Source organism: Nocardioides phosphati (genome assembly GCF_014646375.1).
Lineage (GTDB): Bacteria > Actinomycetota > Actinomycetes > Propionibacteriales > Nocardioidaceae > Nocardioides > Nocardioides phosphati.
The window spans coordinates 906,018-930,843 of the sequence record NZ_BMNI01000001.1 but is presented as its reverse complement, the minus strand read 5'-3'; the positions used below and the strand labels follow the sequence as shown (position 1 = coordinate 930,843).

Sequence of the window (24,826 nt, the reverse complement as noted above, 5' to 3'; positions counted from 1 at the left end):
GACGCGAGATGAGTGACTTCATCCAGCGCCTTCGCGAGCAGCGGGCCAACACCTGGGAGCAGGCCAAGGCCCTCCTCGACACCGCTGCCGCAGAGAACCGCGACCTGTCCGCCGAGGAGCAGTCGTCCTACGACCGGATGAACGCCGACCTCGACTCCATCGCGGAGCGGGTCAAGTCCATCGAGGAGCAGGAGCAGCGCAACGCCGACATGGACGCGGCGTTCGCTTCGATCGCAGAGGGTCGCAAGGCCCCCGCGATCCTGGCCGAGCCGACGCAGAACGAGCTCCGCAAGTTCCTCCGCGGCGAGTCCCGCTCCTTCGAGGTTCGCCCCGACGGCCCGGTCAACTTCCGTGACCTGACCAAGGGCACCGCGACCGCGGGCGGCAACATCGTCCCGACGTCGTTCTACAACCAGCTCGTCCAGCACATGATCGAGGTGTCCGGCATCCTGTCGGCCGGCCCGACCGTGCTGCAGACCTCTGGCGGCGAGAACTTCGAGGTTCCGACCACGACCGCCCACTCCTCGGGCGCGCTCGTTGCGGAGGCTGCGGCCATCGCGGAGTCGGACCCGGCGTTCGCCAAGCGCACTCTCGGTGCCTACAAGTACGGCGTCCTGATCCAGGTGGCACGCGAGCTGATCGACGACACGGGCGTCGACCTCGAGGGCTACCTCTCGATGCAGGCTGGTCGTGCGGTCGGCAACGCGTTCGGTGCCCACCTCGCGACCGGCACCGGCTCCTCGCAGCCGTCCGGCATCGTGACGGGCTCGAGCCTGGGCGTGACGGGTGGCACGGGCGTCGCGGGTGCGTTCACCGCCGACAACCTGATCGACCTGTTCTACTCGGTCATCGCGCCATACCGGAACTCGCCGTCGGCGGGCTGGATCATGCGCGACGCCACGGTGGCCGCAGTCCGCAAGCTCAAGGGCTCGGACAACAACTACCTGTGGCAGCCGGGCCTGCAGGCCGGCGTGCCGGACCTCCTGCTCGGCAAGCCGGTCCACACGGACCCGAACATCGCCGCGACGGGCACGACCGCGAAGTCGGTCCTGTTCGGTGACGTCTCGGCGTACTTCGTCCGCCTCGCGGGCGGCGTGCGGTTCGAGCGTTCGGATGAGTACGCGTTCAACTCGGACCTCGTCACCTTCCGGTGCCTCGTCCGCGGTGACGGCGTGCTGGTCGACCAGACGGGCGCGGTCAAGCACTTCGCTGGCGCTGCCACCTGATCGGTTGCGGCGCGGCCCCTCACGGGTCGCGCCGCTCCCGTCTGGGTGGTCATCGTCTACGGAAAGGAGCGCGCCATGAAGGTGTGCATGAATGTCGCGATCTCAGGAACGCGCAACGGTGAGCCGTGGCCGTCCGTCGGCGGCGAGGTCGTCGTCGGTGACGCCGAGGGCGCTGAGCTCTGTGCGGCTGGCCTGGCGTCTCCGGTGGCAGAGGTGGCGAACGCGGAGAAGAAGACCGCCCCCAAGGCTGAGGTGCGCGCCGGATCCAAGGCTCGACGGTGACATCGGTCCTGTCGCTGTCCGACGCGAAGCTACACCTGAACATCAGCGTGGACACGTGGAACGCCGAGATCGAGGCGTTCATCGCGGCGGCGGAGGCGGCTCTCGAGGAGCGCGTCGGACCCCTGCAGCCGCGCTCTCGGACTGACCGTGTGCGTGGTGGCGGTCCGGCACTGGCGCTGTACGCCTCCCCTGCGATCTCGCTGACGTCGGTCACGGAGGTCGGCGGCGTCGCGTTGACGGTGGCGGACCTTTCGCTGCACACGTCCGCGGGTGTCGTGAGGTTCGTTCACGGCGGCACGTTCACTGGTCGCGAGTACGACGTGGCATACACCGCGGGCCGTGGAACGTGTCCGGATGACTTGATGCTTGCGGTCAAGGAACTGGTACGGCACTTGTGGCAGTCGTCGCAGCGTGGCAATGGCCAGCGTGGCGGCTCGGCGGAGGTTGTTCCCGGGGCGGCATACATGTTCCCGAACCGCGTCCTTGAACTCATCTCGCCGCACCTGTCTGTGGGGTTCTGATGGTCAAGGCAACGGTCGGCGCGACCCTCATGCGCACTCTCGTCCCCGCATTCGCTGCGGTTGTCCCCGCCGATGTCGATGTCCGTCTCGGCTACGGCGTGACCGACTCGCCCGCTGACTACGTGCTGGTTGGCGCCGACGACCCGTTCTCGGACCAGCCCGCCCCAATGGTCGACGGCGACTCCGACTTCCTCTACACGGGTGCCGTCAACCGCACGGAGAGCGGCGGCATCAACTGCGTGGCGTTCGTGTCGACGGGCGACACCGACACCGACATCGCCCTGACCCGGCTCGAGGCGGTGCTGGACGCGCTCGCGACCGCACTGCGCGCGGACCCGGACCTGACGTCCATCCCCGAACTCATGTGGTGCCACCTGTCGGTGACCCGCATCGACTCCGACCAGAACCGCAACGGGACGTGGGCGCTTGGTGTGTTCCGCGTCCTGTTCAAGGCCCAGCTCTAGGAAGGCATCGCGCTGATGAAGATCAAGAACACCTCCGGGGTGGACCTGACGCTGCCGTGGCTTGGCAACCGGCTCGTTCTTGCGGGTCAGGTGATCGAGGTCGCTGACGACCTTGGCATGGATTTCCCGGCCCCGACGTGGGAGCTGGTTGACGGCAAGAAGAAGGGTGACGCCTGATGGCTATCCCGCGCCGCGACCCATGGCTGCGATTCATGGAGAAGGTCGTCAAGGACGACAACGATTGCTGGCTGTGGCAAGCCAAGACGGGCTGGCAGGGCTACGGACTCTTCTGGTCAGGCGAGCAGCGAACGACGGTGGCCCACAGGTGGGCATGGGAGCAGCGCAACGGCCCCATCCCCGACGGCCTACAGCTCGACCATCTTTGCCGCGTCCGCCACTGCGTGAACCCCGACCACCTAGAACCGGTCACCCCGCGCGAGAACGTCATGCGCGGCGACACCCCCGCCGCACGGAACGCCGCAAAGACTCATTGCGCTCGCGCTGGCCATCCACTCAGTGGACCGAATCTCTACATCTCCCCCAAGGGTGCGCGCGAATGCCGTACCTGCCGCAATGCCGCGAGCGCGCGGTACGAGCACAAGAAGGTGAGCTAATTGGCTATCGGAAGCGGTCTTGGCTCCTCGCTTGGCCTTGCGGCTGAGTCGGTGTACGGCACGTATGTTGCTGCGGGTCGGCATCTTGCGGGCACGTTCAACGTGAAGCATCTGCAGGACACTGTCCCTGTTTCGGGTGTGGCTGCGGGTCGTCCTGCGCCTCCGGATGAGGTGGTGACGCAGGTTCAGGGCACGGCCAAGTTTGAGGGCCAGGTCATGAACAAGCAGATGGGTCTGCTGCTGTCGCAGCTCACGGGCTCGACGTCGTCGCCGGTCCAGCAGGGCGCGACGACGGCGTACCTGCAGACGCACGCGTGGGGCGACAACCTCGGCAAGTCCATGTCGGTGCAGTGTGGCATTGCGGACACGACGGGCACGGTTCGTCCGTACACGGCGCTGGGCAGCAAGGTCACGCAGGCGGAGTTCTCGTGTGCGGCTGGCGAGGCACTGACCGTCAGTGTCGACTGGGACTGCCGCGAGATCACCGAGGCCCAGACGCTGGTGGCGCCGTCGTACCAGGCGGGGAACCTGCCGTTCAAGTTCAACCAGATGGCCGTGAAGCTCGGCACGTATGGCGCTGAGGCTGGCGTGCAGGGCGTGAAGGGCATGAGCGTGACGTTCTCCCGGTCGCAGGACGTGGGCCGGTTCTATGCGGGTAACGGAGGCAAGAAGTCGGAGCCGGTGTGGAACGACTTCGTGGCGATCTCCGGGACGCTCGAGGTGGACTTCGTGAACAAGGCCGACTTCGTGGACCGCTACGTCGGCCACACTTCGACGTCGCTGGTCATCGAGTTCGTGGGGCCGGTGATCTCGGGCGCGTACAACGAGACGTTCCGCATCAAGGTTCCGAAGGTCTACTTCTCGGGTGATGTCCCGGAGGTTGACGGGCCTGATGTGAACAAGGCGTCGATCCCGTTCTCTGCGTTCTGGGACCCGACGAATGGTGTCGGGACGATCGAGTACATGTCGACCGACACGACGGTCTGATCCATGCCTGACGTCGAGCTGCGGGGCGGCGACGCGATTGACGCACTGGTACGCCGCATTCGGACGCACGCCGACAAGAAGGCGATCCAGAAGGATCTCTACTCGGGCCTGAATCGCGTGTCGAAGCCTGTGCGCGAGGACATGAAGGCGTCGACCGGGGAGCCCGAGAACCTGCCGACCGAGGGCGGATTGCAGGCCCTGGCGATGCGGAAGCAGTCCGTCGTCGCGAATGTGCGAGGCGGCCGGAACGCGGGTCTGCGGATCCTCGTGCGCGGCAAGAAGGGGTTCGACCTCGGGTCGATCCACCGCACTGGCCGACTGCGGCGCCCCGTGTTTGGTGGTCGGTTCGTGACGCAGACCGAGGGCGTCCAGCCGCACTGGATGGACAAGACGTTCGAGGAGCAGCGCCCTGTTGTGGCGCGCGAGATGGTGCGCGTCCTTCAGGACATCGCGCGGAGAGTTGAGGGCTGATGCAGTTCGTCTACACCCCTGAGGGCGGGGAGCGGCTTTCGTGGCCGTTCGACCCGATGAAGCTGACGTCTCCCGAGGCGATGGCGATCGAGAAGTTGACGGGCATGGCGTTCGGTTCGGAGTGGATCGAGTCGGTGCAGAAGGGCTCGATGATCGCGATTCACGCGCTGCTGTTCGTTCTGCTCAAGCGCCAGCGTCCGCAGTTGAAGCCGGACCAGGTGGTATTCGCGTTTGACGAGGTCGGCCTTGAGGTCGACGAGGACGACGAGGCGGCTCTTGCTGCCGACGCTGAGGACGGTGCTTCGGAGGCGGACCCTCAGTCGGCGGCGTCTGGCCCGAGCACTACCTGACGCCGTTCGGGATCACTCGCCGCTACCGCTACTACGAGTGGGCGTTCGCCCTGCACCTGCACACGCCGCCCGCGGAACTTGAGCGCCTGACTCTCGATCAGTGGGAGCGCGGCTGCGACCTGATCGAACACCTGAACAAGGAGGCACGCCGTGGCAACCAAGCTTGAGTTCGACATCGTTGCCAAGGACCGGGCCTCCGACAAGTTCGACAAGGTCGGCAAGTCGGCGGACGGTATGGGCTCAAAGCTGAAGGGGTTCGCGGTCGTTGGTGCGGCGGCGTTCGCTGCGGCTGGTGTCGCTGCGGGCAAGTTCGCGTGGTCGGCGATCGGTTCGGCGTCTGACCTAAACGAGACGATCTCGAAGTCGTCGGTGATCTTCGGCAAGAACGCCAAGTCGATGGAGACGTGGGCGTCGGGTGCGGCGAAGACGATGGGCCTGTCGAAGAACGCGGCCCTGTCTGCGGCGACTGGCTTCGGTGACATGTTTTCCCAGATCGGCTTCTCGGGTGATCAGGCCACGAAGATGTCGAAGCAGGTCGTGCAGATGTCTGCGGACCTGGGTTCATTCTCCAACCTTGACACCGCCGATGTGGCGGACCGAATGTCGGCGGCTTTCCGTGGCGAGTTCGATTCACTGCAGGCGGTCATCCCGAACATCAACGCCGCGCGTGTCGAGTCCGAGGCGCTGGCAAAGACGGGCAAGAAGACGGCCAAGGAGCTGACGGCGCAGGAGAAGGCAGCTGCGGTTCTGGCGATCGTCCACAAGGACGGTGCCCGGGCGATGGGCGACTTCTCGCGGACGTCGGGCAGTCTCGCGAACCAGCAGAAGATCCTGAGCGCGCAGTTCGAGAACGCGAAGGCGAAGCTCGGCGAGAAGCTGCTGCCGATCGCGGTCAAGGTGGCGCAGTTCCTGACCACCCATATGGGGCCGGCGTTCCAGAAGGTCGGCAAGTGGGTGCAGGAGAACCTGATCCCTCCGCTGAAGGAGTTCGGCGAGCGGATCGCACCGAAGGTCCGCGACTACATGGACAAGGTGCGGCAGGCGTTCAAGGACGCGGGCCCCTACCTTGACCTGCTCGGCAAGGTCGTGAAGAACGTCCTGATCCCTGCTCTGGGCTGGCTGGCTGAGCACGCGCTCGCTCAGGCGGGTCGGCAGGTCGCCATCCTCGGCAAGGCGTTCGGCGCTCTCGGTCGCGCTGGTACATGGCTGTGGAACAACGCGCTGCAGCCTGCCTTCAAGTTCATTACGCAGGCGATCGCGAAGACGATCGGCGTTCTGGGCAAGCTGTTCGGGGTCCTCGCGAGCATCCCTGGTGCGCCGAAGTGGATCGGCAGGACGGCCAACGCCTTGAGTAACGCGTCTGCCGAGGTCGAGGAACTCGCTGGCAAGATCACCAAGCTCGACGGGACTACGGCGAACGTCGGGGTCAGGTACTCCGTCACCGTCACCGGGCAGGAGGCGCTGAACACGCTCCTGGCGGGCCCGCTGGTCGGCGGAGCGCCGAGGAAGCGGTCGGCGTCCGGCACCACGTTCGCCCCGTCTGGCGGCTCGTACCTCGTGGGCGAACTCGGCCCGGAGCGCGTGACTCTGCCTCGTGGTGCGCAGGTCGACAACGCCGCCATGACCCGCGACTCGGGCGGCATGGACTACACCCGCCTCGCCCGCGCCATCGTCTCGGCCCTGCGTGAAGGCACTCCCCTTGTCCAACTTCCTGACGCCGGTCGTGGCGCTTACCTGATGGGAGGCTGACATGGCTGACTTGGTCCGCTTCGTCGACTCGATCGTTGCCTCTCCGACGGTGCGCCTCGACCTCAATGGCGAGGCGACGAACGGCTGGTACGTGCGCTCGTTCTCGGCGCCGGCTCCTCGTCTTCGGCGCAGCATGTCGTCGAACGCGATGCGCGACGGGATCAGTGTCGGCTCGTCTTCCTATGACGCCCGCACCCTGACGATCGAGCTGGAGTGCATCAAGAACGACCAGGACTCCGCGGCGACCGAGCTGCAGAAGCTGGCGCGCGAACTGGACCGCGAGAGCAACCTCATCATGTACCGCCCCGACGGTGCATCGAAGCCCGTCTTCTTCAAGACGTTCCGGTCGGACCTTGCGCAGATCGACGACGTGATCGCGCAGAAGGCGATGCGGCGGTTCACGATCGAGCTGCTGGCAGAGCCGTTCGCCCTGGGACTGCCGGAGGCACTGCCAAAGGTGACCGTCTCAAACGACCCGGCCCTGGGGTCAGGCCCCATTTCGGCGCCGGTGCAGGCCAATCTGGCGACGGCAACCACAGGGGGGACGCTGGCCGCCGCCACGTACTACTACGTGGTGACCGCGGTCACGAGCAGCGGCGAGACCACCGTGTCGAACGAGAAGTCGATCACCACCACTGGCGCCACATCTACCGTCACCGTGAGTTGGACCCGAGTTCCGGGGGCAACTGACTACAGGATCTACAGGTCTACGTCGGCCGGCACCGAGAAGCTGGTGACGAGTGTGGCCCCCCAGTGGACTGATTCGTCGTTCCTTGACACCGGGTACGACACTGACGCCACGAGCCCCCCGGTGTCGAATACCGCCGCAGCCACCGGTCAGTACATCGAGTACGCATCGATCATGGGGGACGTCGAAGCTCCGCTCATCTTGAACTTCAACCGACCCAGTTCGGGCAGCCCAATGTCTCCTGCCTTTGTGATTATGGCGGCGCGCCGGCCCGGGTCGGCCGGGTTTGAGAACGCCTTCCTGCAGGCAGAGGGCGGAACGATGGGCGCGGACACGACCGCGGCCGGCGTTGACACTGTGATGTCTGGGTCTGATGCTGACAACTTCGTGCGGACGTCGTTCTCGAACACCGCCACGATGGCGAACCGGCTCACGACTGCCCAGATCGTCAACGTGCGGCATCGTGGCGCGTGCCGCGTCATCGCAGTAGTCCGGCGCTCGGATGCATCGTCTGCCATGAGGATGCGCGCGGGGTCGACCGCGTCTGGAGTCACCATCACGGGAGACACTGTCGTCGTCCCACTCTCCACTTCGCGCATGGTCGTTGACCTTGGCCTGATCGCCCCATTCGCTGGATTGAACGAGGTTGGCTACAGCACGGTCACCAATGGAAGTACGGCGTCGGTCGAGATTCATGCCGCACGTGATTCTGGGACTGGAACCCTGGATATCGACTATGTCGGAGTGCTGCCTGCCTTTGAGCAGATGGGAATCTTCTGGACCCCGGCCGCCGTGCCGTCAAGCTCGCTATGGATTGACGGGGTGCGCGATCAGATCGGGTACGGACCCTCGGCTGGGCCGCTCGGACTGATTGACGGCAACTTCGATATTGAAGAGACCCGCGCGGCCCTCAACCTTTCGGGCGGTGTTCCCAGGGTGTATCCGGGACAGACGAATCGGCTGTACCTACTGACTGCGGATAGCACCACGATCTCCGGCGCTTCTTGCGATCGCCTTCAAACGTGGATCGTGAAGGGCTACTACTACCCGCGGTATCTCTACGTCCGGCCGAGCGCGTCATGAGCCTGCCTGTGCCGCTGACGGTCCGCGTTGGCACACGCCACATCACCAACGAGGTTGCCGGACTGCAGATCCGCAAGGAGGCCGTCGGCGGGGTCAAGTCGATCGCACTGCGCCTCGCCCGCCCGCTCGACAAGTTCGACGCCAATCTCGACCTGCTTGAGCACGTCACGATCTACGACGCGCGCTCGGCCGAGATCATCGCCGACGGGGACCTGACTGACCAGGGCCGCGGAACTGATGGGTCCGGGCAGGTCTGGGACATGGTCGCGTTTGGGCCTGCCCAGTGCGCCAGTGACATCACGTTCCCCTACGTCGTGGTCGATCAGGCCACCACGCAGTTCGTGCGGTCCTCGGCCTCGTCGAAGAGCGCGACGACCAACACGTCCGAGATCAACGCCAACACCCCCTCGCTCGAGGTGGTCGCCGACGAGGGCAAGACGATCAGCACCACATGGCTGGGTGACTGGGTCTACCGGGCGCTCTACCAGTCGCGGCAGAAGCTCGCCCGCATCAGCGTCGTCATGGACGCAGGAGTCAACGGCGCGGACTGGCACCAGATGGTCGTCACGAGGAACACGCCCACGGGTGGCGGCAACGCGGCCGTCGACATCGGCGCGTCGACCACGAGCTCGACCCGGACCGGCGTCGTCGTCACCAACTTCCCCAACGGCGACGACATCGTCAGTGTTCGCTGCGCCCGTCAGACGACCTCGACCACGGGTGGCACCAACACCTGGTTCGGCTTCTCGCAGATCAAGATCCGCGCGCTGTTGAAGTCGGCTACCGGCGTGGACCTCCTGAGCGGCTACACGACCAACACCGTCGTGGCGCACCAGGTGGTCAACGACCTGCTCGGGCGCATCCTGTCCCGCTTCGACGGAGCCAGCGCAGTCGTCAGCACTGAGGGCGTCTACACGATCGACCAGCTCGCCTACGTCGATGGCACCACTGCCGAGCAGGTGCTCAACGACCTGATGGCACTGGAGCCCGCTTTCCGCTGGACCACCAGTGCGGACACGGGCAACGGCTACGGGTTCCGGTGGGAGGCGTGGCCGACGACCGTCCGCTATGAGGCGACGCTCGACGACGGCGGCTCGTTCCCTGTCTCTGCGCAGGATCTCTACAACGAGGTGACGGTGCGGTGGGTCCGTGCCGACGGGTTCGTGCGGCAGGTGCTGCGTACCGGCGCGTGCCCCATCCTCGACGACAAGGGCATCACGCGCCGGGCGATCATCGACCTCTCTGACGAGGTCGGCTCAGTGGCGGCGGCAGAGAAGGCGGGCGACAACTTCCTCGACGAGCACCGGGCCCCGAAGAACTCGGGCACCCTGACTGTCTCGCGCCGGATCCGCGACCTCGCGACCGGCCGCATGGTCGAGCCGTTCGAGATCGAGCCCGGCGAGTTGATCCGGGTGCGTGGTGTCGAGTCGTACCCCGACGCGCTCAACGCCTCGAGCAACGACGGGCTGACGGTGTTCCGCATCTGGTCGGCGACGTACAACTCCGACTCGCACTCGGTTGAGCTCGAGCTGGATGCCGATGCACGTACTACCGCGAACGCGCTGCGCAAGTTGCTCAAGCGTCGCGACAGGAGGCGGTGACGTGAGCGCAGCGCAGCATCAGCCGACGACGGTTGTCCCTGAGGGGTCGATCATCATCACTCCTGCCGAGGTCTACACGAAGGTGACGAGCCTGACGGACGTGGTGACGAAGATGGTCGCGCAGGACGAAGCCGCTCAGGGTCACGCGAAGCGCCTTGAGGACAAGGTCGATGGCCTCGACAAGCGGGTGTCGGCGATCGAGAAGAAGATCTGGATCGTCACTGGTTTCGCTGCGGCGGCTGGCGGGCTGGTCGGCAACTGGCTGCCGACGGCGCTCGGCAAGTAGTCATGCGCGGGCCAGTCTCTCGCCAGGCTCCCTGCCCCCACTGCGGTCACGAGCACCTGTGGCTCGACTGCGACCACTGCCCTTGCGTCGCGCATGAGCAGACCGGCATCTATCCCCTGGAGGGGCCATGACGCGCTATGCCGCCATCCTGATCGACAAGCTCTCGGGCCGCTACGACCGCGCGCCCCGCCTCCTGCTTCGACAGGTGCAGGCATCGGCTCTCGCGCGGGACATCATCACCCTCACCGAGGTCGCCGGCTGGCGGCGCCGGCGGGCGCTGCGGAAGGTCCCCGGCTTCACGGTCCTGCAGGACACCAAGCACGGGGACGCGGCAGAGGTCGCGATGCTGGTCCGCGATTCCGTGTGGCGAGTCCTGCATTGGGAGGCGCGGGTCATCGGCCCCGACCTCGGTCCCGGTGGTCGCGTCATCGCCCTGTTCGCGGTCCTCGAGCACGTCGACACGGGCCTCATCTACCTCGTGTCCGACGCGCACCTCCCCGCGACAGTGGAGGGCCAGTGGGACTCGCCCCGTGCCGCTGCGTATCGGGCGGCAGTGCAGCAGTACCGGGTCGCGCACAACCGCCTCGCCGTGCTCTATCGACCCGGCGCGGTTGACGCGTTCGCTGATTGGAACCTCAACCTGCACAAGCCGCGGACGCAGCAGTGGGTTGCTGCCGCATGGCCCGAGCTCAAGGCGCCGACCACCCTCCCCTCGGGTGGCACGCACGCCGGCGGCCGGCTCATCGACTGGTTCATCGGCCGCGGCCGACACGTCGACTCCTGGCGGATCCTCCCGCCCAACCCCGCCTCCGACCACAGGGGCATCCGCGTCACCCTCCACGCCCCCGTCAAGGCGCGGCCACCGAAGAAGGAGCCCCTCATGTCCACCTCGCAGAACCACTGGCCCGCGCTCGCCAGCGACTCCACCAAGCTCTACACGTGGGTGATCCCGGCCCGCTCCGGTGACTTCACCCTGCGCCTCCGCAACGGCTCGGCCGGGTTCCTCCTCGCGCACTACGCGCTGTGGTTCGCCGACGTCGTCGAGCCCGTGCTTGCCAAGACGCTCGATGACTGGGGTTACGCCTACCGGACGGTGCGCGGCTACTCCACCACCCTGTCGAACCATGCCTCGGGCACGGCGATGGACCTCAACGCGACCACGCACCCGCTGGGGAAGGTCGGCACATTCAAGCCGTGGCAGGTCGTCAAGATCCACGCCCGCCTCGTCCTGTACCGCGGCTGCCTGCGCTGGGGCGGCGACTACACGGCCCGCAAGGACGAGATGCACACCGAGATCAACCGCGACCTCCCCACCTGCGAGCGGCGCGCCCGCGCGCTCATGACCTCACCCCGCGGCAAGCGTCTCCTCGCCGCCAACCCCACCCAGAAGGCGGTCATCGAGTCATGAAGATCCCCACCTACTTCCGCGACCTCGCCGACCGTGCCGTCCGCACCGTCTGCCAGTCCGCCGCCGCCATGCTCGTCGCCGACGGGACCGGCCTGCTCGACACCGACTGGCTCACGCTCGTCTCCGTGTCGGGCATGGCTGGGCTTGCGTCCATCCTGACCACCGTCGCCCAGCGCGGCATCACAGGTCGTCGCGAGGCGTAGCGATGCTCAGCGAGCTTGAGGAGTCCGACGCCGTCAAGGCCGTCGTTGCGGGCCTCTGCACCTACGAAACGCTCGCGATCCTCACCGGACGCGCACCCACCATCACGGCCATCCACAGGCGCTACCCGGTCATTGGGGTCGCCATCGTCGCCGCCCTTGCGTGGCACTTCCGACCCCCCAAGGAGCAGTGAATGTCGTACTCGACCGTCACGTTGACCGGAACGGTCACCAGTCCTTCTGGCGACCCAACGCGCTCCAACCTTTCGGTCCTCGCGAACGTCGAACGGGTGGTGGACGCCACAGACAACGTCATCTTGGCCGGCGCGGTCACCATTCGGCCCGACAACACAGGCGCCTTCTCCGTGGTGCTCCCGGCAACCGATGACGTGAGCCTCACGCCGACGGGCTTCCAGTACCGGCTGCTCGGTCCACATGGCATCGACGAGAGCTTCTACCTGCCGGCATCGCTGGGCACGGTGGACCTCGCCGACCTGATCACGGTCGCGCCTGCGCCGATCCCGGCGGAGAGCCTCACGGACGCCACCGTGCGGGCCCTGATCGACAACCCCACCAGCGGGGTGCGGGCCTCACTCTTCGGGACCTACGTCACCTTCGAGCGGTCCGACACCGGCGCGCCGATGACCGGCGGGCACATCACCGTGAAGGTCGACCCCGCCACGCACGAGATCACCGACATCGTCTGGGAGGCGTGAGCCGCATGGGCTACATGAAGGACTCCACCGGCCGGCGCCTGGACTCGATCGCGATCCCCTCGACGACCGAGGTCTCCCCGACCTACCGCTACGACCGACTCCTCCCGTGGTTCGCGGCGCTCGCCAACTCCTCCCGCAAGCGCGCGAACATCGTCATGTTCGGCGACTCGCTCGTCATGGGCTACGGGCTCTCGTCGTGGGCCGAGACGCTCCCGGCGCAGACCGCCGCCGCCCTCAGGGCGCGCAACGGCATCACGTCGGCGGGCCGGGGCTTCATCGGCGCGAACGGGCAGGTAGGCGCGAATCACTCGTTCTGGCCCCTTCAGATCAGTGGCGGAGCGGTCTACGGCCTCGGATACGGGCCGAACGACTACTACATCACTCTCGGCGCGGCCGGTCAGAAGGCGATCGACACCCTGTCCTCGCCTGTGACCTCGTTCGACGTCGTCTACTTCGCGCCCTCCTCCGGGGGCTCGACCACGGGCGGCTACTACAAGATCGACGGCGGCACGGCGGTCACGTTCAGCACGGCGGTCACGCCCGGACTGAACACTCTGCACGTCGCCGCAGCCGCGAACACGAGCATCGAGGTCGGATTCAACGCGGGTGCCTCGTGGACGCTCTTCGGAGTGACGGAATACAAGGGCGACGAGAACTCCGGCGTCATGGTGCACAACTGTGGCGTCTCGGGCACCACCGCGAAGAACTGGAACGACTACGCGGCGACCGGCTGGCCCGCCGCGCAGAAGTCGCTCTCGCCTGATCTCGTGATCCTCGACCTCGGCACCAACGACTCGCTGACGTCGATCGGCAACGTGTCGTCGGCTCAGTTCAAGACGAACCTCAGCACCCTGATCACCAACCTCCGGAAGCAGGTGTCCGCGCCGCTGATCCTCAACGCGGCTTACAACGCGCAGAACGGGGCGGCGGCCGTCGAGCCGTGGGCCAACTACGTCGCGGCCATGCGCGCGATCGAGGCGGCGGACTCCACTGTGGTGGTGGTCGACCACTCAGCGCGAATGCCGGCCGCCTCCGCCACGGACCCTTACTCCCTGTTCAACCAGTCCAAGCTGCCCCACGCCTCAGCGAAGGGGTACGCCCTGATGGCCGCGACGCTCACGCAGATCCTGAGTCCGCGGTAGCGCCACCGCGCAGACGCAAAAGTGCCCCGCCTCCCAGCATCGGGAGGCGGGGCACTTCGTCATTTCAGAAGCCACTCGGCGGCCGGGTCGCCGGGGTCACCCAGCGCGACGCGGCCGACCTTGGCGCCCGCCGGAAGTTCGACGAGAACCCAGCCTTGGACGCATCGACCGGCGCCGAGCGTTCCGACCATCGGGAGATGGGGCTTCGGCGGCCAGTCGTCCCAGCTCTCCGACGCGCCCGGGTAGCTCGAACCGTCCGGGTCGACGAGCGCAAAGTCCGACCAGCCGATATCGAACGACTCAGTGGCGTCAGCATGGGCGCATTCCTTGGCTCGGATCCCAGCGAAGACGTCGGGCTCGTCGGCGAGGTAGTCGGGTCGTCCGCGCAGCGGGATCTGGACCTCCATCACGGTCGTGTCGATGCCGCTGCCGTGGCGCACCTGGCCAATCTGCAGTGCGCCGTCGCCGACCTGCGGCGGGGCTGCCTCGTTGGTCTGAGCCGCGGAGGCAGAAGCAGTAACCGTCACATGGGCCGGCGTGGCCTTCGGCTTCTCGGAGCCGCCACACGCGGAGGCCATGACGAGGGGCACGGCCAGGGCGGCGATCAACTTGCGCATGCCGACCATCATGACTCGACCTCGGGCTGGTGACTGGTGGTTTCGGAGATCTCGCCGCGACGCAGATCACGCACACTGAAGGATCGCCGAGCCATCTCGTCGCAGGCATTCAGCCGAATAACTATCCGGCTCCGGGGTGCTAGATACTTACGCCTCATGCATCGACGTTAGCCTACACGTTAGCCTACGCATAGCCCGAGATAGGGAGATATGGGTAGTTGTTACGTGGGCGCGGAGGGGTTCGAACCCCCGACCGTCCGGGTGTAAACCGGAAGCTCTACCGCTGAGCTACACGCCCTGGCACCCGCAAGCGGGCCTCCGGCACCTTACGCGAGTCGCGCGCCGGGGGCGGAATCGGACCGGCACATCACCGGGAAACTGAAGCTGCGACCGCCGGGGTCTCGGGTCCCCAGCGGTCGCAGCACTTGAATATTGGCGCACCATGCCGGGCCTTGTCTGCCGAATCGCCAAAAATCGTGATCAGGTCGTGATCCGGTCCAGACCACGCCGCGCGACCCGGCCTTTTCCGGACGTCAGGTCAGCGCGCGCAGCTGGGCCAGGTGCTCGTAGAGATCGCGTGCCTCGTGGCGTGCGTTGTGCTTCGCCCAGCGGACGACGCCCTCGGTGTCGACGAGGAACGACGAGCGCTCCGGTGACCCCTTGACCTCGTTGAACACGCCGTACGCCGACGACACGGCGCCGTGCGGCCAGTAGTCGGAGAGCAGCGGGAAGTTGAGCGAGTCCTGGTCGGCGAAGGCCCGCAGGCTGTAGGTCGGGTCGCACGAGATCGCCAGCAGCTCGCTGTCGAAGGTGAGGAACTCGTCGAGCCGCTCGCGCACTCCCCCGAGCTCGCCGGTGCAGACGCCGGAGAACGCGAACGGGTAGAAGAAGAGCAGCACCGACTTGCGCCCGCGGTACGCCGAGAGGCTGACGTCCTGCCCGAACTGGTCGCGCAGGGTGAAGTCAGGTGCCAGGTCGCCGACGTCGGGGCGACCCGTGAGGGCCGAGGAGGTCAAGGTCAGGACTCCGGCGTCCACGTCACGAGCTCACGCTTGAGGATCTTGCCGGTCGCGTTGCGGGGCAGCTCGGGGACGAAGACGATCTCGCGCGGCACCTTGAAGCGGGCGAGGTTGTCCTTGACCCAGCTCTTCAGCTCGTCCTCCGTGACCGAGACGCCGTCCTCGACCACGACGAAGCCGCGCAGGCGCTTGCCGAAGGTCGGGTCGTCGACGCCGACGCAGGCGGCCTCGACGATCGCGTCGTGGCGGACGAGGCAGTCCTCGACCTCCTGCGGGAAGAGGTTCTCACCGCCGGAGACGATCATGTCGTCGTCGCGGCCCTCGACGAAGAGCCGGCCCTCGCTGTCGAAGCGACCGACGTCACCCGACGACATCAGGCCGTCGATGACCGCCTTGCCGCCACCGCCGGTGTAGCCCTCGAAGAGGATCGAGTTGCCGACGAAGATCCGGCCCGACTCCCCCGGCGCGGCCGGCTTGTCGTTGGCGTCGAAGAGCCGCACGACGGCGCCGAGCGGCGGCTTGCCTGCGGTGCCGGGAGCGGCGCGCATGTCCTCGGGCGTCGCGATCGAGGCGTAGGCCACCTCGGTGGAGCCGTAGACGTTGTAGAGGTTGTCGCCGAACGCGTCCATCCACTCGGTGGCGAGGTCGCCGGGAAGAGCGGAGCCGGACGAGGCGACGACCTTCAGCCGCGACACGTCGTACTTCGCCCGGACCTCCTCCGGCAGGTGGAGCACCCGCTGCAGGAAGACCGGGATCACGATCGCGCCGTCGCAGCGCTGCTCGTCGATGATGCGCAGGAACTCCTCGGGGTCGAAGCGGCGCGAGAGCACCATCGTGGTCTCGAGCAGCATCGCCAGCAGGAAGTGGGCCAGGCCCCAGGTGTGGAAGAGCGGCGCGGCGATGTGGACGCGCTGGCCGCGCTTGAGCGGGATCCGCGACATGAGCGCGGCGCCTGCGTCGAGCCCGGCCTCGGAGCGCGGGGCGCCCTTGGGCGTGCCGGTGGTGCCGGAGGTCAGGATGATGATCCGGCCCAGGCGCTTCGGCGGCTTGAGCGCGCGCACGGAGCCGGACGCGATCAGGCTCTCGACGTCGGGCACGCCGGCGGTCTCGCCGTCGACCCAGGCCAGGACCCGGGTGACGCCCTCGACGGCCGAGAGCAGGCCCGTGAACTCCTGGTCGTAGACGACGACCGTCGGCTTCTCACGGGCGATCACCTCGCTCAGCTGCGGACCCGCGAACGCCGTGTTGAGGTAGAGCACGTCGGCACCGAGCTTCGCGGTGGCGATCGAGGCGTCGATGAAGCCGCGGTGGTTGCGGCACATGATCGCGACGCTGTCGCCCTCGCCGACCCCCAGTCCGGCGAGCGCGTGGGCGAGCGCGTTGGAGCGCTCGTCCAGCTGCTTGTTGGTGAGCTCGCCCAGCTCGTCGACGAGCCCCACCTTGTGCGGAGAACGGGCGGCAAGGGCCATGAAGCCACCTGCCGGCCCGATGCCGTACCGCACGACCGTGCAGAGCGCCTTGGCCCCCGCGACGGGCCCGATCGGACGGATCAGGCCGCCGCCCGCGAGGACACGGACGACCTGGGGGATGTTCTGCACGACGGGTGCTCCTGTTGGCTCAGCGGGAGGTGGTCTTCGGCGCCACGAGGCGGGTCGCCGACCAGTCCTTGCTCACGGACGCGGACGTCGTCTGGGAGAGGCCGGCGATGGGCGCCGCCTCGGCGATGTCGGCAGGGTCCACCGCGCCGGGACGCCCGACCTTGGGCGTCAGCAGCCAGATGGCGCCGCCGCCCGCGAGGTCGGTCAGCGCGTCGACGAGGGCATCGACGAGGTCGCCGTCCTCGTCGCGCCACCAGAGGAGGACCACGTCGACGACGTCGCCCTGGTCACCGTCGACCATGTCGGCGTCGATGGCGTCCTCGATGGCCGTGCGCAGGGCGTCGTCGGTGTCCTCATCCCACCCGAGCTCCTGGACGGCCATGCCGGGCTTGAGCCCGAGGGGGCCTGCCACCGTGGATGTCTGGACGGACTCATCGCCCGTGGTGGAACTCAACTGACGCCTCCTGGCCTCTCGTGGTGTCCGGCTCTCTGCCGGGATGGGGTCCAGTCCAGCGGACAAGGGCCTCACCCCGCAAGCCTCGCACCACTGGTACCACGGGCTGAACCCCGGGGCAGCGCCCACGACGGCCCTCGCGCTCCACCCACCCGGGTGTCACGATGCAGGTGTGAGCAACGACACGCCTCCGAACAACCGGGCTCTCGGACCGGTCTCCCCGCGCGTCATCCACGAGGGGATGCCCACCCAGCTGCCCGACATCGACCCCGGCGAGACGCAGGAGTGGATCGAGAGCTTCGACGCGCTCGTCGCGGCCCGCGGCCCCGAGCGCGCCCGCTACGTCATGCTCCGCCTGCTCGAGCGTGCCCGCGAGCGCCAGCTCGGCGTGCCGGCGCTGCGCAGCACCGACTACATCAACACCATCCCGCCCGAGCGCGAGCCGTGGTTCCCCGGCGACGAGGAGGTCGAGCGGAAGATCCGCTCGATCATCCGCTGGAACGCCGCGGTCATGGTCAGCGACGCCAACCGGCCCGGCCTCGGCGTCGGCGGCCACATCGCGACGTACCAGTCGAGCGCGAGCCTCTACGAGGTCGGCTTCAACCACTTCTTCCGGGGCAAGGACCACCCCGGCGGCGGCGACCAGCTCTACATCCAGGGCCACGCCTCCCCCGGCATCTACGCCCGCGCCTTCCTCGAAGGGCGGCTCACGCACCAGCAGCTCTACCGGTTCCGGCAGGAGGTCCAGCACGGCAAGGGCGCCGGCCTGCCGTCGTACCCGCACCCGCGGCTGATGCCGGAGTTCTGGGAGTTCCCGACGGTCTCGATGGGGCTGACCGGCATCAACTCGATCTACCAGGCGCGGTTCAACCGCTACCTCGCCAACCGCGGCATCAAGGACACCTCGCAGCAGCGCGTGTGGGCCTTCCTCGGCGACGGCGAGATGGCGGAGCCGGAGTCGCTCGGCGCGATCCGGATCGCGGCGCGTGAGGAGCTCGACAACCTGGTCTGGGTGGTCAACTGCAACCTGCAGCAGCTCGACGGCCCGGTGACGGGCAACGGCAAGATCATCCAGGAGCTCGAGGCCAACTTCCGCGGCGCCGGCTGGAACGTCATCAAGGTCATCTGGGGGCGCGAGTGGGACGAGCTGCTCGCCCGCGACGTCGACGGCGTGCTGGTCAACCAGATGAACACGATGCCCGACGGCGCGTTCCAGACCTTCTCCGTGGAGAACGGCGCCTACAACCGCGAGCACTTCTTCGGCCCCGACCCGCGCCTGCGCAAGATGGTCGAGCACCTCACCGACGAGCAGATCGAGAAGCTCCCGCGCGGCGGCCACGACTACCGCAAGGTGTACGCCGCGTTCGACGCCGCGACCAAGGCCGTCGGCCAGCCGACGGTGATCCTCGCGCACACCATCAAGGGCTGGACGATCGACGCCCTCGAGGGCCGCAACGCCACGCACCAGATGAAGAAGCTGAGCCCGGCGGAGCTGAAGAAGTTCCGCGACCGGCTGCACCTGCCGATGACCGACAAGGAGCTCGACAGCTTCTACGACGCCACCGGCACGGCGCCGTTCTACCGGCCCGCCGACGACTCCCCCGAGATCGCCTACCTGCACGAGCGGCGGGCGGCGCTGGGTGGTCCGCTCCCCCGCCGCGTCGACCGCTCGAGGCCGCTCACGCTGCCCGGCGACGCGACGTACGCGGAGCTGAAGAAGGGCGGCGGCAAGAACAAGGTGGCCACGACGATGGCCACCGTCCGGCTGCTGCGCGACTGGATGAAGGACCCGGTGATCGGCCAGCGGATCGTGCCGATCGCCCCCGACGAGTACCGCACGTTCGGCATGGACTCGATGTTCCCGGGCGCGAAGGTCTACGACCCTGCGGGCCAGACCTACGAGGCCGTCGACCGCGACATGCTGCTCGCCTACAAGACCTCCGCGCACGGGCAGATGCTCCACGAGGGCATCTCCGAGGCGGGCGCGATGGCGTCGGCGATCGCGGCGGGCTCGGCGTACTCGACGCACGGGGAGCACATGATCCCCTTCTACATCTTCTACTCGATGTTCGGCTTCCAGCGCACCGGCGACTCCATCTGGGCGATGGCGGACCAGCTCGCCCGCGGCTTCCTGATCGGCGCGACCGCCGGCCGCACGACGCTCACCGGCGAGGGGCTCCAGCACGCCGACGGCCACTCGCCGCTGCTGGCCGCGACCAACCCCGCCGTCGTGCACTACGACCCGGCGTTCGGCTACGAGGTCGGCCACATCATGCGCGCTGGCCTGGAGCGAATGTACGGCCCGCAGCCGGAGGACGTGATCTTCTACCTGACCGTCTACAACGAGCCGACGACCCAGCCGCCCGAGCCTGCGGAGGTCGACGTCGACGGCATCCTGCGCGGCCTGCACCGCGTCGCAGCCACCGAGACGAGCGGCGGGGCGCACGCCACCTCGGCCGCGCCGCGGGTGCGACTGCTCGCCTCCGGCGTCGCCTTCCCGTGGATCGACGAGGCCGCCCGCCTGCTCGCCGACGAGTGGGGCGTCGCCGCCGAGACCTGGTCGGTCACCTCGTGGAACGAGCTGGCCCGCGACGGCGTCGCCGCCGAGGACTGGAACCTCCTCCACCCCGACCAGCCACCCCGCCACGCGTACGTCGAGGAGCGGCTCGGCAACGACGGGGCCCCGGTCGTGGCGGTCTCGGACTTCATGGCGGCGGTGCCGCTCCAGATCGCCAAGTGGGTGCCGGCCGACTACCGCGTGCTCGGCACCGACGGCTTCGGCTTCGCCGACACCCGCGCCGCGGCGCGACGGTTCTTCCGGGTCGACGCCCAGTCCGTGGTCGTGCAGGCGCTGCGGGCGCTCGCCGACGCAGGCGCCGTGCCGGCCGAGGTGGTCACGCAGGCGCTGGAGCGCTACCGCATCGACGACCCGACGGCGGTCGCCGACGTCACGCAGGAGGGTGCGGACGCCTGACCGGCTTCCCCCGCGCTCAGGCGCCGCGGAGGCGGCGTACGGGGGCGAGGCGGCGTACGGGAGAGACCGGGGCGTCGCCACCTTGGGCGATCTGCGCCTCGATCAGGGGCCCGCGCCGGAGCAGGTCGACGACCCGCTCGCGGTCGTACGCCGCCGGCTGCGTCGACTCCATGAAGCGGTCGAGGAAGGCGACGAACCGCTCCGGGTGGTCGCGATGCGGGAAGTGGCCGCACTCCTCGAAGACCTCGGTCACGGCGCCGGATGCGAGCCGCTGCGCGTTGTCGAGGTGGTGGACCGGTAGCACCTGGTCATCACGACCCCAGACGACGGCCGTGGGCAGGGCCTCGGTCAGGTAGGCGCGGTCGGACATCGTCACGATCTGCCCCCGGGTGTCGATCACCGCGCGCACCAGGTGACGGATCGCGAAGCGGGCGCGCCGGTCGGTCCAGCTGTCGATGATCGCGGCGACCTCGTCCAGGTCGCGCGTGAACCGGGGCCAGACCCCCGTGCTGGCGCGCATCACGCCCGTGACCGCGTGGCGCACGCCCGGCCGCGTGACGACCCGCATCCCGAGCTCCCAGCCCGGGAGCTGGATCGCCTTGATGAACGGCGTGACCTCCGGCCCGAGGCCGCCGGCGGAGACCAGCACGAGCCGCTCGGTGCGCTCGGGGAACTGGTAAGAGAACTGCATCGCCACACCACCGCCGAAGGAGTGCCCGACCACCGTCGCGCTCTCGATGCCGAGCACGGCCAGCAGGTCCCGCATGCCGTTGGCGTAGCCGCCGAGCGAGTAGTCCGCGCGCGGCTTGTCCGACGCGCCGTGGCCCAGCAGGTCCGGCGCGATCACCGTGTAGCGCGTGGCCAGCTCGGCGATGACGGGGTCCCACGTGCGGTGGTCGCAGGCCAGCCCGTGGAGCAGCAGGAGCGCAGGCCCACTGCCCGCCCGGACGTAGGCCCTGCGGTGGCCGTGGAGCTGGACGTACTGGACGTCGAACGGTGCGGTCATGGCGCTGCCCCCTTTGGGATCGTGCACGGTCCGACCGTGCGCGGCGCTCCGCGACGGAGTGCGAGGATGGCCCCCACACTAGGTCCGGTTTGTTTCCAGAAGGTGACTCCCATGACTTCCGCCCCGCACGACGACGTCCACGCCGACATCGCCGAGCTGCTCGCGCAGATCATCGAGGTCCCGGCGACCGACATCACCCCCGAGTCGCGGCTCGTCGAGGACCTCGGCGTCGACTCGCTCTCGCTCCTGGAGCTCGTGATCGGCATCGAGGAGCGCTTCGGCGTCGTCATCCCCGACAGCGAGGTCATCGGGCTGGTCCGCGTCGAGGACGCCACGACGTACGTCCTCCGCGCGGCCGTCTGACATCCTGCGGGGCATGGACTACCAGACCCTCGCGTACGACGTCGACGACCGCATCCTGACCCTCCGCCTGAACCGGCCGGACGCGCTCAACTCGTTCACCGTGCAGATGGCCGACGAGCTGGAGCACGCCTTCCGCCGCGCCTCCGAGGACGACGGGGTGGCCGCGATCGTCGTGACCGGTGAGGGCCGCGCCTTCTGCGCCGGCATGGACCTCACCCGCGAGGGCAACGTCTTCGGCCTCGACGAGTCGCAGGAGCCGACGATCGCCGACATGCGCGAGCGCCTGGACGCCCCGGAGATCGCCTCGGGTGTGCGCGACACCGGCGGCCGGGTCACGCTGGCGATCTACGACTGCAAGAAGCCGGTCATCGCCGCGGTCAACGGTCCTGCCGTCGGCATCGGCGCCACGATGATCTGCGCGATGGACGTGCGCCTGGCCTCGACGAAGGCCCGGATCGGCTTCGTCTTCGGCAAGATCGGCATCACGCCGGAGGCCTGCTCGACGTGGTTCCTGCCGCGCATCGTCGGCGTCTCCCGGGCGCTGGAGATGCTCTACTCCGCCGAGATCATGACGGCCGAGGCGGCGCAGGAGACCGGCCTGGTGCGCTCGGTGCACGAGCCCGAGGACCTGCTGCCGGCGGCGTACGAGCTGGCGCGGAAGTTCACCGCCCACCGCTCCCCCGTGGCCACCGCGCTCGCGCGGCAGCTGGTCTACCGCAACATGGCCGCGGATCACCCGCTGCGCGCCCACGAGTCCGACTCGCTGGCGATCTTCTACGCCTCGCGCGAGGACGGCAAGGAGGGTGTCGCGTCGTTCCTGGAGAAGCGCGACCCGGAGTTCACCGGCAAGGCCTCGGAGATGCCGTCGTTCTACCCCTGGTGGGAGTGACGCCCCGACAACGTGCGAGGCCCCGCTCAACAGGAGTTGAGCGGGGCCTCGTTGCGTTTGCTACCGGTCAGACGACCTGGTGGAGCCAGCGGACGGGCGCGCCGTCACCTGCGTGACGGAACGTCTCGAGCTCGTCGTCCCACGGCTTGCCGAGGAGCTTGTCGATCTCGAGCATCAGCGTGGTGTCGCCCAGGGCGGCCTTCACGACGGATGCCTTCAGCCGGTCTTCGGGGATGAGGATGTCACCGTGCACTCCCGTGACGGCGTGGAAGACGCCGAGCTCGGGGGTGTAGCTGTAACGCGAGCCCTCGGTGCCGCTGGACGGCTCCTCGGTGATCTCGAATCGCAGGTGGTTCCACCCTCGGAGGGCCGAGGTGATCGCCGCAGCAGCGCCGACGGCGCCGGTCCACGACAGCTCGGCACGGTAGGTGCCGCTCTGCGCGGGCTGCGGGATCCACTCGAGGTTCACGGAGACGCCAAGGACGCCGCCGACTGCCCACTCCACGTGCGGGCACAGCGCGGAAGGCGCTGAGTGCACGTAGAGGACACCCCGGGTAGCGGTGCGGTTGCTGGTCACTGTGACCCTCCTTCATCTCCGGCGTCGGACAACGCCTTCCCCAGCGGCCCTTCAGTGGAGATGGATTCGGACAAGTGACACGTATGTAGTTGTGGTGCCATTGTGACCGATGAGGCCACGCGACACCAGCGTTCCACGCAGGCGAGTTTCGTGCCCGGCCCCGCTCAGTACGCCGTGATCCCGCTCGCAGCGAGCACGTTGCCGTCGTCGGCGAGCGACCCGAGTCGCAGCCCGTCGCCGGGCAGGCGGGGCCGCGGGGTCGCGTGGGCCGTCACGATGTCGGCGACCAGGCAGGTCACGTTGTCGCGCCCGCCCGCGAGCAGCGCCTCGTCGACGAGCACGCGCGCGGCCTCGTCGGCGCGCGGGATCGCGAGCAGCGCGGCGATCCGCTCGTCGTCGAGGCAGTCGGTCAGGCCGTCGGTGCACAGCAGGACGCGGTCGCCCGCGACGAGCGCGAGCTCGAGGTACTCCGGCCGCTCGTCGTCAGGGATCGGCAGTGCATGGATCGAGCGCGTCACCACGTGGCGCCAGGGGTGCTGCGTCATGCCCTCGGGGGCGAGGAAGCCGTCGTCGACCAGCCGCTGGACGTAGGTGTGGTCGCGCGTCAGCCGGGCCAGGCCACCGGCCCGCAGCAGGTAGGCACGGGAGTCACCCGCGTGCACCAGTGCGGCGCGGTCGCCGTCGATCGCCAGGGCGGTGAGCGTCGTGCCCAGGCCGCCGGCCTCGGCCGAGGCGGCCTCGGCGGCGGAGAGAACGTCGATCGCCCGGCGTACGGCCTTGTCGAGGGCGAGCATGGGGTCCGCACCAGGCGTGACCGCCCGCGACACGACGTACGCCGTGGTGGCCGACGCGACCTCGCCGGCCGCGGAACCGCCCACGCCGTCGGCGACGACGAGGACGTGGGTGCCGAGGAAGCCGGCGTCCTCGTTGACCTCGCGCACGGGACCACGGTCGGAGGCGCCCGACCCGTCGAAACGAAGCATCAGACCCTCCTTCACCGCACCGATCGGTGCAGCGAGTCAACCGGAAGAGAGGGCCGTCGACAAGTTCCGCAACCCGGCGGCTGCGCGCTCAGCGCTCGGCGACGGTGATCTCCACCGTGTCGCCGACAGCGATTACGCCACCGCTGAGCAGCCGGCAGACGGCACCTGCGCGGCCCCGGCGCAGGGAGTCCATCGCGCCCGGGCCGAGCCCGTCGTCGAGGAGCTTGCAGGGCGCCGCGACACGCACGACCTCGAGCAGGACGGTGCCGATGCGCAGGGTGCTGCCGGGCACGGTCGGCACGGCGCCGTGGCTGAGGGTGAGGTTGCGGCGGGTCCCCTCGGGCGGCACCTCGCGACCCAGCAGCCGTGATGCCTCGGCGAGCCCCTCGGCCGACTGCACCGTCACGTGCCGATGCTTCGTGCCGTGGTACCGGTCGCCTACCAGGCCCTTGCCCTCCTCAGCGACCACGGAGTCCACCGGCCGCATCTCGAGGCGTCGCGCCTTCGCGATGTGGATCGAGGCGACGGTGGGGAGCTCGGCGTTCACGACCCGAGCGT

At 68.4% G+C, this 24,826-nt stretch carries 29 protein-coding genes and 1 tRNA gene; 21 read left to right on the top strand and 9 right to left on the bottom strand.

Annotation, left to right across the window (positions count from 1 at the left end; translation table 11 throughout):
* The first annotated feature begins 8 nt into the window (after positions 1-8).
* From IEX47_RS04710 to IEX47_RS04625, 18 genes are all read left to right on the top strand, one after another.
* Positions 9-1,226, top strand: a complete 1,218-nt coding sequence (locus IEX47_RS04710; protein WP_188782779.1) for a phage major capsid protein — start codon at positions 9-11, stop codon at positions 1,224-1,226.
* 75 nt (positions 1,227-1,301) lie between these two features.
* On the top strand, positions 1,302-1,508 hold the full coding sequence (locus IEX47_RS04705) for a hypothetical protein (protein WP_188782778.1): 207 nt from the start codon (positions 1,302-1,304) through the stop codon (positions 1,506-1,508).
* Entirely contained in the window at positions 1,505-2,029 is a 525-nt protein-coding gene (locus tag IEX47_RS04700; RefSeq protein ID WP_188782777.1) for a head-tail connector protein, read from the top strand. The genes IEX47_RS04705 and IEX47_RS04700 overlap by 4 nt, the downstream gene beginning before the upstream one ends.
* Positions 2,029-2,493: a hypothetical protein gene (locus tag IEX47_RS04695; protein WP_188782776.1), complete on the top strand. Its 465-nt coding sequence runs from the start codon at positions 2,029-2,031 to the stop codon at positions 2,491-2,493. The genes IEX47_RS04700 and IEX47_RS04695 overlap by 1 nt, the downstream gene beginning before the upstream one ends.
* A gap of 15 nt (positions 2,494-2,508) precedes the next feature.
* Complete coding sequence (locus IEX47_RS04690) at positions 2,509-2,670, top strand: hypothetical protein (RefSeq protein ID WP_188782775.1); 162 nt, start codon at positions 2,509-2,511, stop codon at positions 2,668-2,670.
* Positions 2,671-2,705: 35 nt separating this feature from the next.
* Positions 2,706-3,107 carry an HNH endonuclease signature motif containing protein gene (locus IEX47_RS04685; protein WP_229662619.1) on the top strand — a complete coding sequence of 134 codons (402 nt, stop codon included), beginning with the start codon at positions 2,706-2,708 and terminating at the stop codon, positions 3,105-3,107.
* On the top strand, positions 3,108-4,094 hold the full coding sequence (locus tag IEX47_RS04680; protein ID WP_188782773.1) for a phage tail tube protein: 987 nt from the start codon (positions 3,108-3,110) through the stop codon (positions 4,092-4,094). It begins immediately after the preceding gene.
* 3 nt (positions 4,095-4,097) lie between these two features.
* Entirely contained in the window at positions 4,098-4,565 is a 468-nt protein-coding gene (locus IEX47_RS04675; RefSeq protein WP_188782772.1) for a hypothetical protein, read from the top strand.
* Positions 4,565-4,915: a hypothetical protein gene (locus IEX47_RS04670; protein WP_188782771.1), complete on the top strand. Its 351-nt coding sequence runs from the start codon at positions 4,565-4,567 to the stop codon at positions 4,913-4,915. Before IEX47_RS04675 ends, IEX47_RS04670 begins: the two co-directional genes overlap by 1 nt.
* A gap of 150 nt (positions 4,916-5,065) precedes the next feature.
* Positions 5,066-6,664 (top strand): phage tail tape measure protein, encoded by a 1,599-nt coding sequence (locus tag IEX47_RS04665; RefSeq protein WP_188782770.1) that lies wholly within the window; start codon positions 5,066-5,068, stop codon positions 6,662-6,664.
* A 1-nt stretch (position 6,665) separates the two neighbouring features.
* Positions 6,666-8,435, top strand: a complete 1,770-nt coding sequence (locus IEX47_RS04660; protein WP_188782769.1) for a hypothetical protein — start codon at positions 6,666-6,668, stop codon at positions 8,433-8,435.
* Positions 8,432-10,036, top strand: coding sequence for a hypothetical protein (locus tag IEX47_RS04655; RefSeq protein WP_188782768.1), 1,605 nt, complete (start codon positions 8,432-8,434; stop codon positions 10,034-10,036). Before IEX47_RS04660 ends, IEX47_RS04655 begins: the two co-directional genes overlap by 4 nt.
* A 1-nt stretch (position 10,037) precedes the next feature.
* Positions 10,038-10,322: a hypothetical protein gene (locus IEX47_RS04650; RefSeq protein ID WP_188782767.1), complete on the top strand. Its 285-nt coding sequence runs from the start codon at positions 10,038-10,040 to the stop codon at positions 10,320-10,322.
* 127 nt (positions 10,323-10,449) lie between these two features.
* On the top strand, positions 10,450-11,730 hold the full coding sequence (locus IEX47_RS04645; protein WP_188782766.1) for a M15 family metallopeptidase: 1,281 nt from the start codon (positions 10,450-10,452) through the stop codon (positions 11,728-11,730).
* Positions 11,727-11,933, top strand: a complete 207-nt coding sequence (locus IEX47_RS04640) for a holin (protein ID WP_188782765.1) — start codon at positions 11,727-11,729, stop codon at positions 11,931-11,933. The genes IEX47_RS04645 and IEX47_RS04640 overlap by 4 nt, the downstream gene beginning before the upstream one ends.
* Before the next feature lie 2 nt (positions 11,934-11,935).
* Positions 11,936-12,124, top strand: coding sequence for a hypothetical protein (locus IEX47_RS04635; protein ID WP_188782764.1), 189 nt, complete (start codon positions 11,936-11,938; stop codon positions 12,122-12,124).
* Positions 12,125-12,145: 21 nt separating this feature from the next.
* On the top strand, positions 12,146-12,646 hold the full coding sequence (locus IEX47_RS04630) for a hypothetical protein (RefSeq protein ID WP_229662618.1): 501 nt from the start codon (positions 12,146-12,148) through the stop codon (positions 12,644-12,646).
* A gap of 5 nt (positions 12,647-12,651) precedes the next feature.
* Positions 12,652-13,788: an SGNH/GDSL hydrolase family protein gene (locus IEX47_RS04625; protein WP_229662636.1), complete on the top strand. Its 1,137-nt coding sequence runs from the start codon at positions 12,652-12,654 to the stop codon at positions 13,786-13,788.
* 59 nt (positions 13,789-13,847) lie between these two features.
* On the opposite strand, the gene IEX47_RS04620 is transcribed toward IEX47_RS04625, so the two are convergent.
* The 5 genes from IEX47_RS04620 to IEX47_RS04600 all read right to left on the bottom strand — a co-directional run bounded on the left by IEX47_RS04620 (position 13,848) and on the right by IEX47_RS04600 (position 17,434).
* Positions 13,848-14,405: a DUF4352 domain-containing protein gene (locus IEX47_RS04620; protein ID WP_188782761.1), complete on the bottom strand. Its 558-nt coding sequence runs from the start codon at positions 14,403-14,405 to the stop codon at positions 13,848-13,850.
* A gap of 226 nt (positions 14,406-14,631) precedes the next feature.
* A tRNA-Val gene (locus IEX47_RS04615) sits at positions 14,632-14,703 on the bottom strand.
* 235 nt (positions 14,704-14,938) lie between these two features.
* A complete protein-coding gene (locus IEX47_RS04610) occupies positions 14,939-15,442 on the bottom strand; it encodes a peroxiredoxin (RefSeq protein ID WP_229662617.1) in 504 nt (167 codons plus the stop codon).
* A complete protein-coding gene (locus IEX47_RS04605) occupies positions 15,424-17,022 on the bottom strand; it encodes an AMP-binding protein (RefSeq protein WP_188782760.1) in 1,599 nt (532 codons plus the stop codon). The genes IEX47_RS04610 and IEX47_RS04605 overlap by 19 nt, the downstream gene beginning before the upstream one ends.
* Before the next feature lie 19 nt (positions 17,023-17,041).
* Positions 17,042-17,434, bottom strand: coding sequence for a DUF3052 domain-containing protein (locus tag IEX47_RS04600; RefSeq protein ID WP_268238940.1), 393 nt, complete (start codon positions 17,432-17,434; stop codon positions 17,042-17,044).
* Positions 17,435-17,717: 283 nt separating this feature from the next.
* On the opposite strand from IEX47_RS04600, the gene aceE reads away from it, so the two are divergent.
* Positions 17,718-20,450, top strand: a complete 2,733-nt coding sequence (gene aceE / locus IEX47_RS04595; protein ID WP_188782894.1) for a pyruvate dehydrogenase (acetyl-transferring), homodimeric type — start codon at positions 17,718-17,720, stop codon at positions 20,448-20,450.
* Between the two features lie 16 nt (positions 20,451-20,466).
* Here aceE and IEX47_RS04590 read toward each other — a convergent pair whose 3' ends face one another.
* Positions 20,467-21,456: an alpha/beta fold hydrolase gene (locus IEX47_RS04590; RefSeq protein ID WP_188782758.1), complete on the bottom strand. Its 990-nt coding sequence runs from the start codon at positions 21,454-21,456 to the stop codon at positions 20,467-20,469.
* Between the two features lie 111 nt (positions 21,457-21,567).
* Between IEX47_RS04590 and IEX47_RS04585 the strand changes: the two genes are divergently transcribed.
* Together IEX47_RS04585 and IEX47_RS04580 are read left to right on the top strand one after the other, a co-directional pair.
* Positions 21,568-21,819 (top strand): acyl carrier protein, encoded by a 252-nt coding sequence (locus tag IEX47_RS04585; protein WP_188782757.1) that lies wholly within the window; start codon positions 21,568-21,570, stop codon positions 21,817-21,819.
* Positions 21,820-21,832: 13 nt separating this feature from the next.
* Positions 21,833-22,708, top strand: a complete 876-nt coding sequence (locus IEX47_RS04580) for a crotonase/enoyl-CoA hydratase family protein (protein ID WP_188782756.1) — start codon at positions 21,833-21,835, stop codon at positions 22,706-22,708.
* A 67-nt stretch (positions 22,709-22,775) separates the two neighbouring features.
* Here the strand turns inward: IEX47_RS04580 and IEX47_RS04575 are convergent, their stop codons facing one another.
* The 3 genes from IEX47_RS04575 to IEX47_RS04565 form a co-directional block, all read right to left on the bottom strand.
* On the bottom strand, positions 22,776-23,285 hold the full coding sequence (locus IEX47_RS04575) for a DUF3145 domain-containing protein (RefSeq protein ID WP_188782755.1): 510 nt from the start codon (positions 23,283-23,285) through the stop codon (positions 22,776-22,778).
* Between the two features lie 164 nt (positions 23,286-23,449).
* Positions 23,450-24,268 carry a PP2C family protein-serine/threonine phosphatase gene (locus tag IEX47_RS04570; RefSeq protein ID WP_188782754.1) on the bottom strand — a complete coding sequence of 273 codons (819 nt, stop codon included), beginning with the start codon at positions 24,266-24,268 and terminating at the stop codon, positions 23,450-23,452.
* An 88-nt stretch (positions 24,269-24,356) separates the two neighbouring features.
* Positions 24,357-24,815 (bottom strand): MOSC domain-containing protein, encoded by a 459-nt coding sequence (locus IEX47_RS04565; RefSeq protein WP_229662616.1) that lies wholly within the window; start codon positions 24,813-24,815, stop codon positions 24,357-24,359.
* Between the last annotated feature and the right edge of the window lie 11 nt (positions 24,816-24,826).

Bases quoted from the DNA above. Each gene is read 5' to 3' on its own strand.
- IEX47_RS04685 (WP_229662619.1), top strand. From the start codon at position 2,706: ATGGAGAAGGTCGTCAAGGACGACAACGATTGCTGGCTGTGGCAAGCC.
- IEX47_RS04590 (WP_188782758.1), bottom strand. From the start codon at position 21,456: ATGACCGCACCGTTCGACGTCCAGTACGTCCAGCTCCACGGCCACCGC.
- IEX47_RS04580 (WP_188782756.1), top strand. From the start codon at position 21,833: ATGGACTACCAGACCCTCGCGTACGACGTCGACGACCGCATCCTGACC.
- IEX47_RS04645 (WP_188782766.1), top strand. From the start codon at position 10,450: ATGACGCGCTATGCCGCCATCCTGATCGACAAGCTCTCGGGCCGCTAC.
- IEX47_RS04655 (WP_188782768.1), top strand. From the start codon at position 8,432: ATGAGCCTGCCTGTGCCGCTGACGGTCCGCGTTGGCACACGCCACATC.
- IEX47_RS04585 (WP_188782757.1), top strand. From the start codon at position 21,568: ATGACTTCCGCCCCGCACGACGACGTCCACGCCGACATCGCCGAGCTG.
- aceE (WP_188782894.1), top strand. From the start codon at position 17,718: ATGCCCACCCAGCTGCCCGACATCGACCCCGGCGAGACGCAGGAGTGG.
- IEX47_RS04710 (WP_188782779.1), top strand. From the start codon at position 9: ATGAGTGACTTCATCCAGCGCCTTCGCGAGCAGCGGGCCAACACCTGG.
- IEX47_RS04670 (WP_188782771.1), top strand. From the start codon at position 4,565: ATGCAGTTCGTCTACACCCCTGAGGGCGGGGAGCGGCTTTCGTGGCCG.
- IEX47_RS04705 (WP_188782778.1), top strand. From the start codon at position 1,302: ATGAAGGTGTGCATGAATGTCGCGATCTCAGGAACGCGCAACGGTGAG.
- IEX47_RS04570 (WP_188782754.1), bottom strand. From the start codon at position 24,268: ATGCTTCGTTTCGACGGGTCGGGCGCCTCCGACCGTGGTCCCGTGCGC.
- IEX47_RS04620 (WP_188782761.1), bottom strand. From the start codon at position 14,405: ATGCGCAAGTTGATCGCCGCCCTGGCCGTGCCCCTCGTCATGGCCTCC.
- IEX47_RS04695 (WP_188782776.1), top strand. From the start codon at position 2,029: ATGGTCAAGGCAACGGTCGGCGCGACCCTCATGCGCACTCTCGTCCCC.
- IEX47_RS04690 (WP_188782775.1), top strand. From the start codon at position 2,509: ATGAAGATCAAGAACACCTCCGGGGTGGACCTGACGCTGCCGTGGCTT.
- IEX47_RS04675 (WP_188782772.1), top strand. From the start codon at position 4,098: ATGCCTGACGTCGAGCTGCGGGGCGGCGACGCGATTGACGCACTGGTA.
- IEX47_RS04640 (WP_188782765.1), top strand. From the start codon at position 11,727: ATGAAGATCCCCACCTACTTCCGCGACCTCGCCGACCGTGCCGTCCGC.
- IEX47_RS04625 (WP_229662636.1), top strand. From the start codon at position 12,652: ATGGGCTACATGAAGGACTCCACCGGCCGGCGCCTGGACTCGATCGCG.
- IEX47_RS04660 (WP_188782769.1), top strand. From the start codon at position 6,666: ATGGCTGACTTGGTCCGCTTCGTCGACTCGATCGTTGCCTCTCCGACG.
- IEX47_RS04635 (WP_188782764.1), top strand. From the start codon at position 11,936: ATGCTCAGCGAGCTTGAGGAGTCCGACGCCGTCAAGGCCGTCGTTGCG.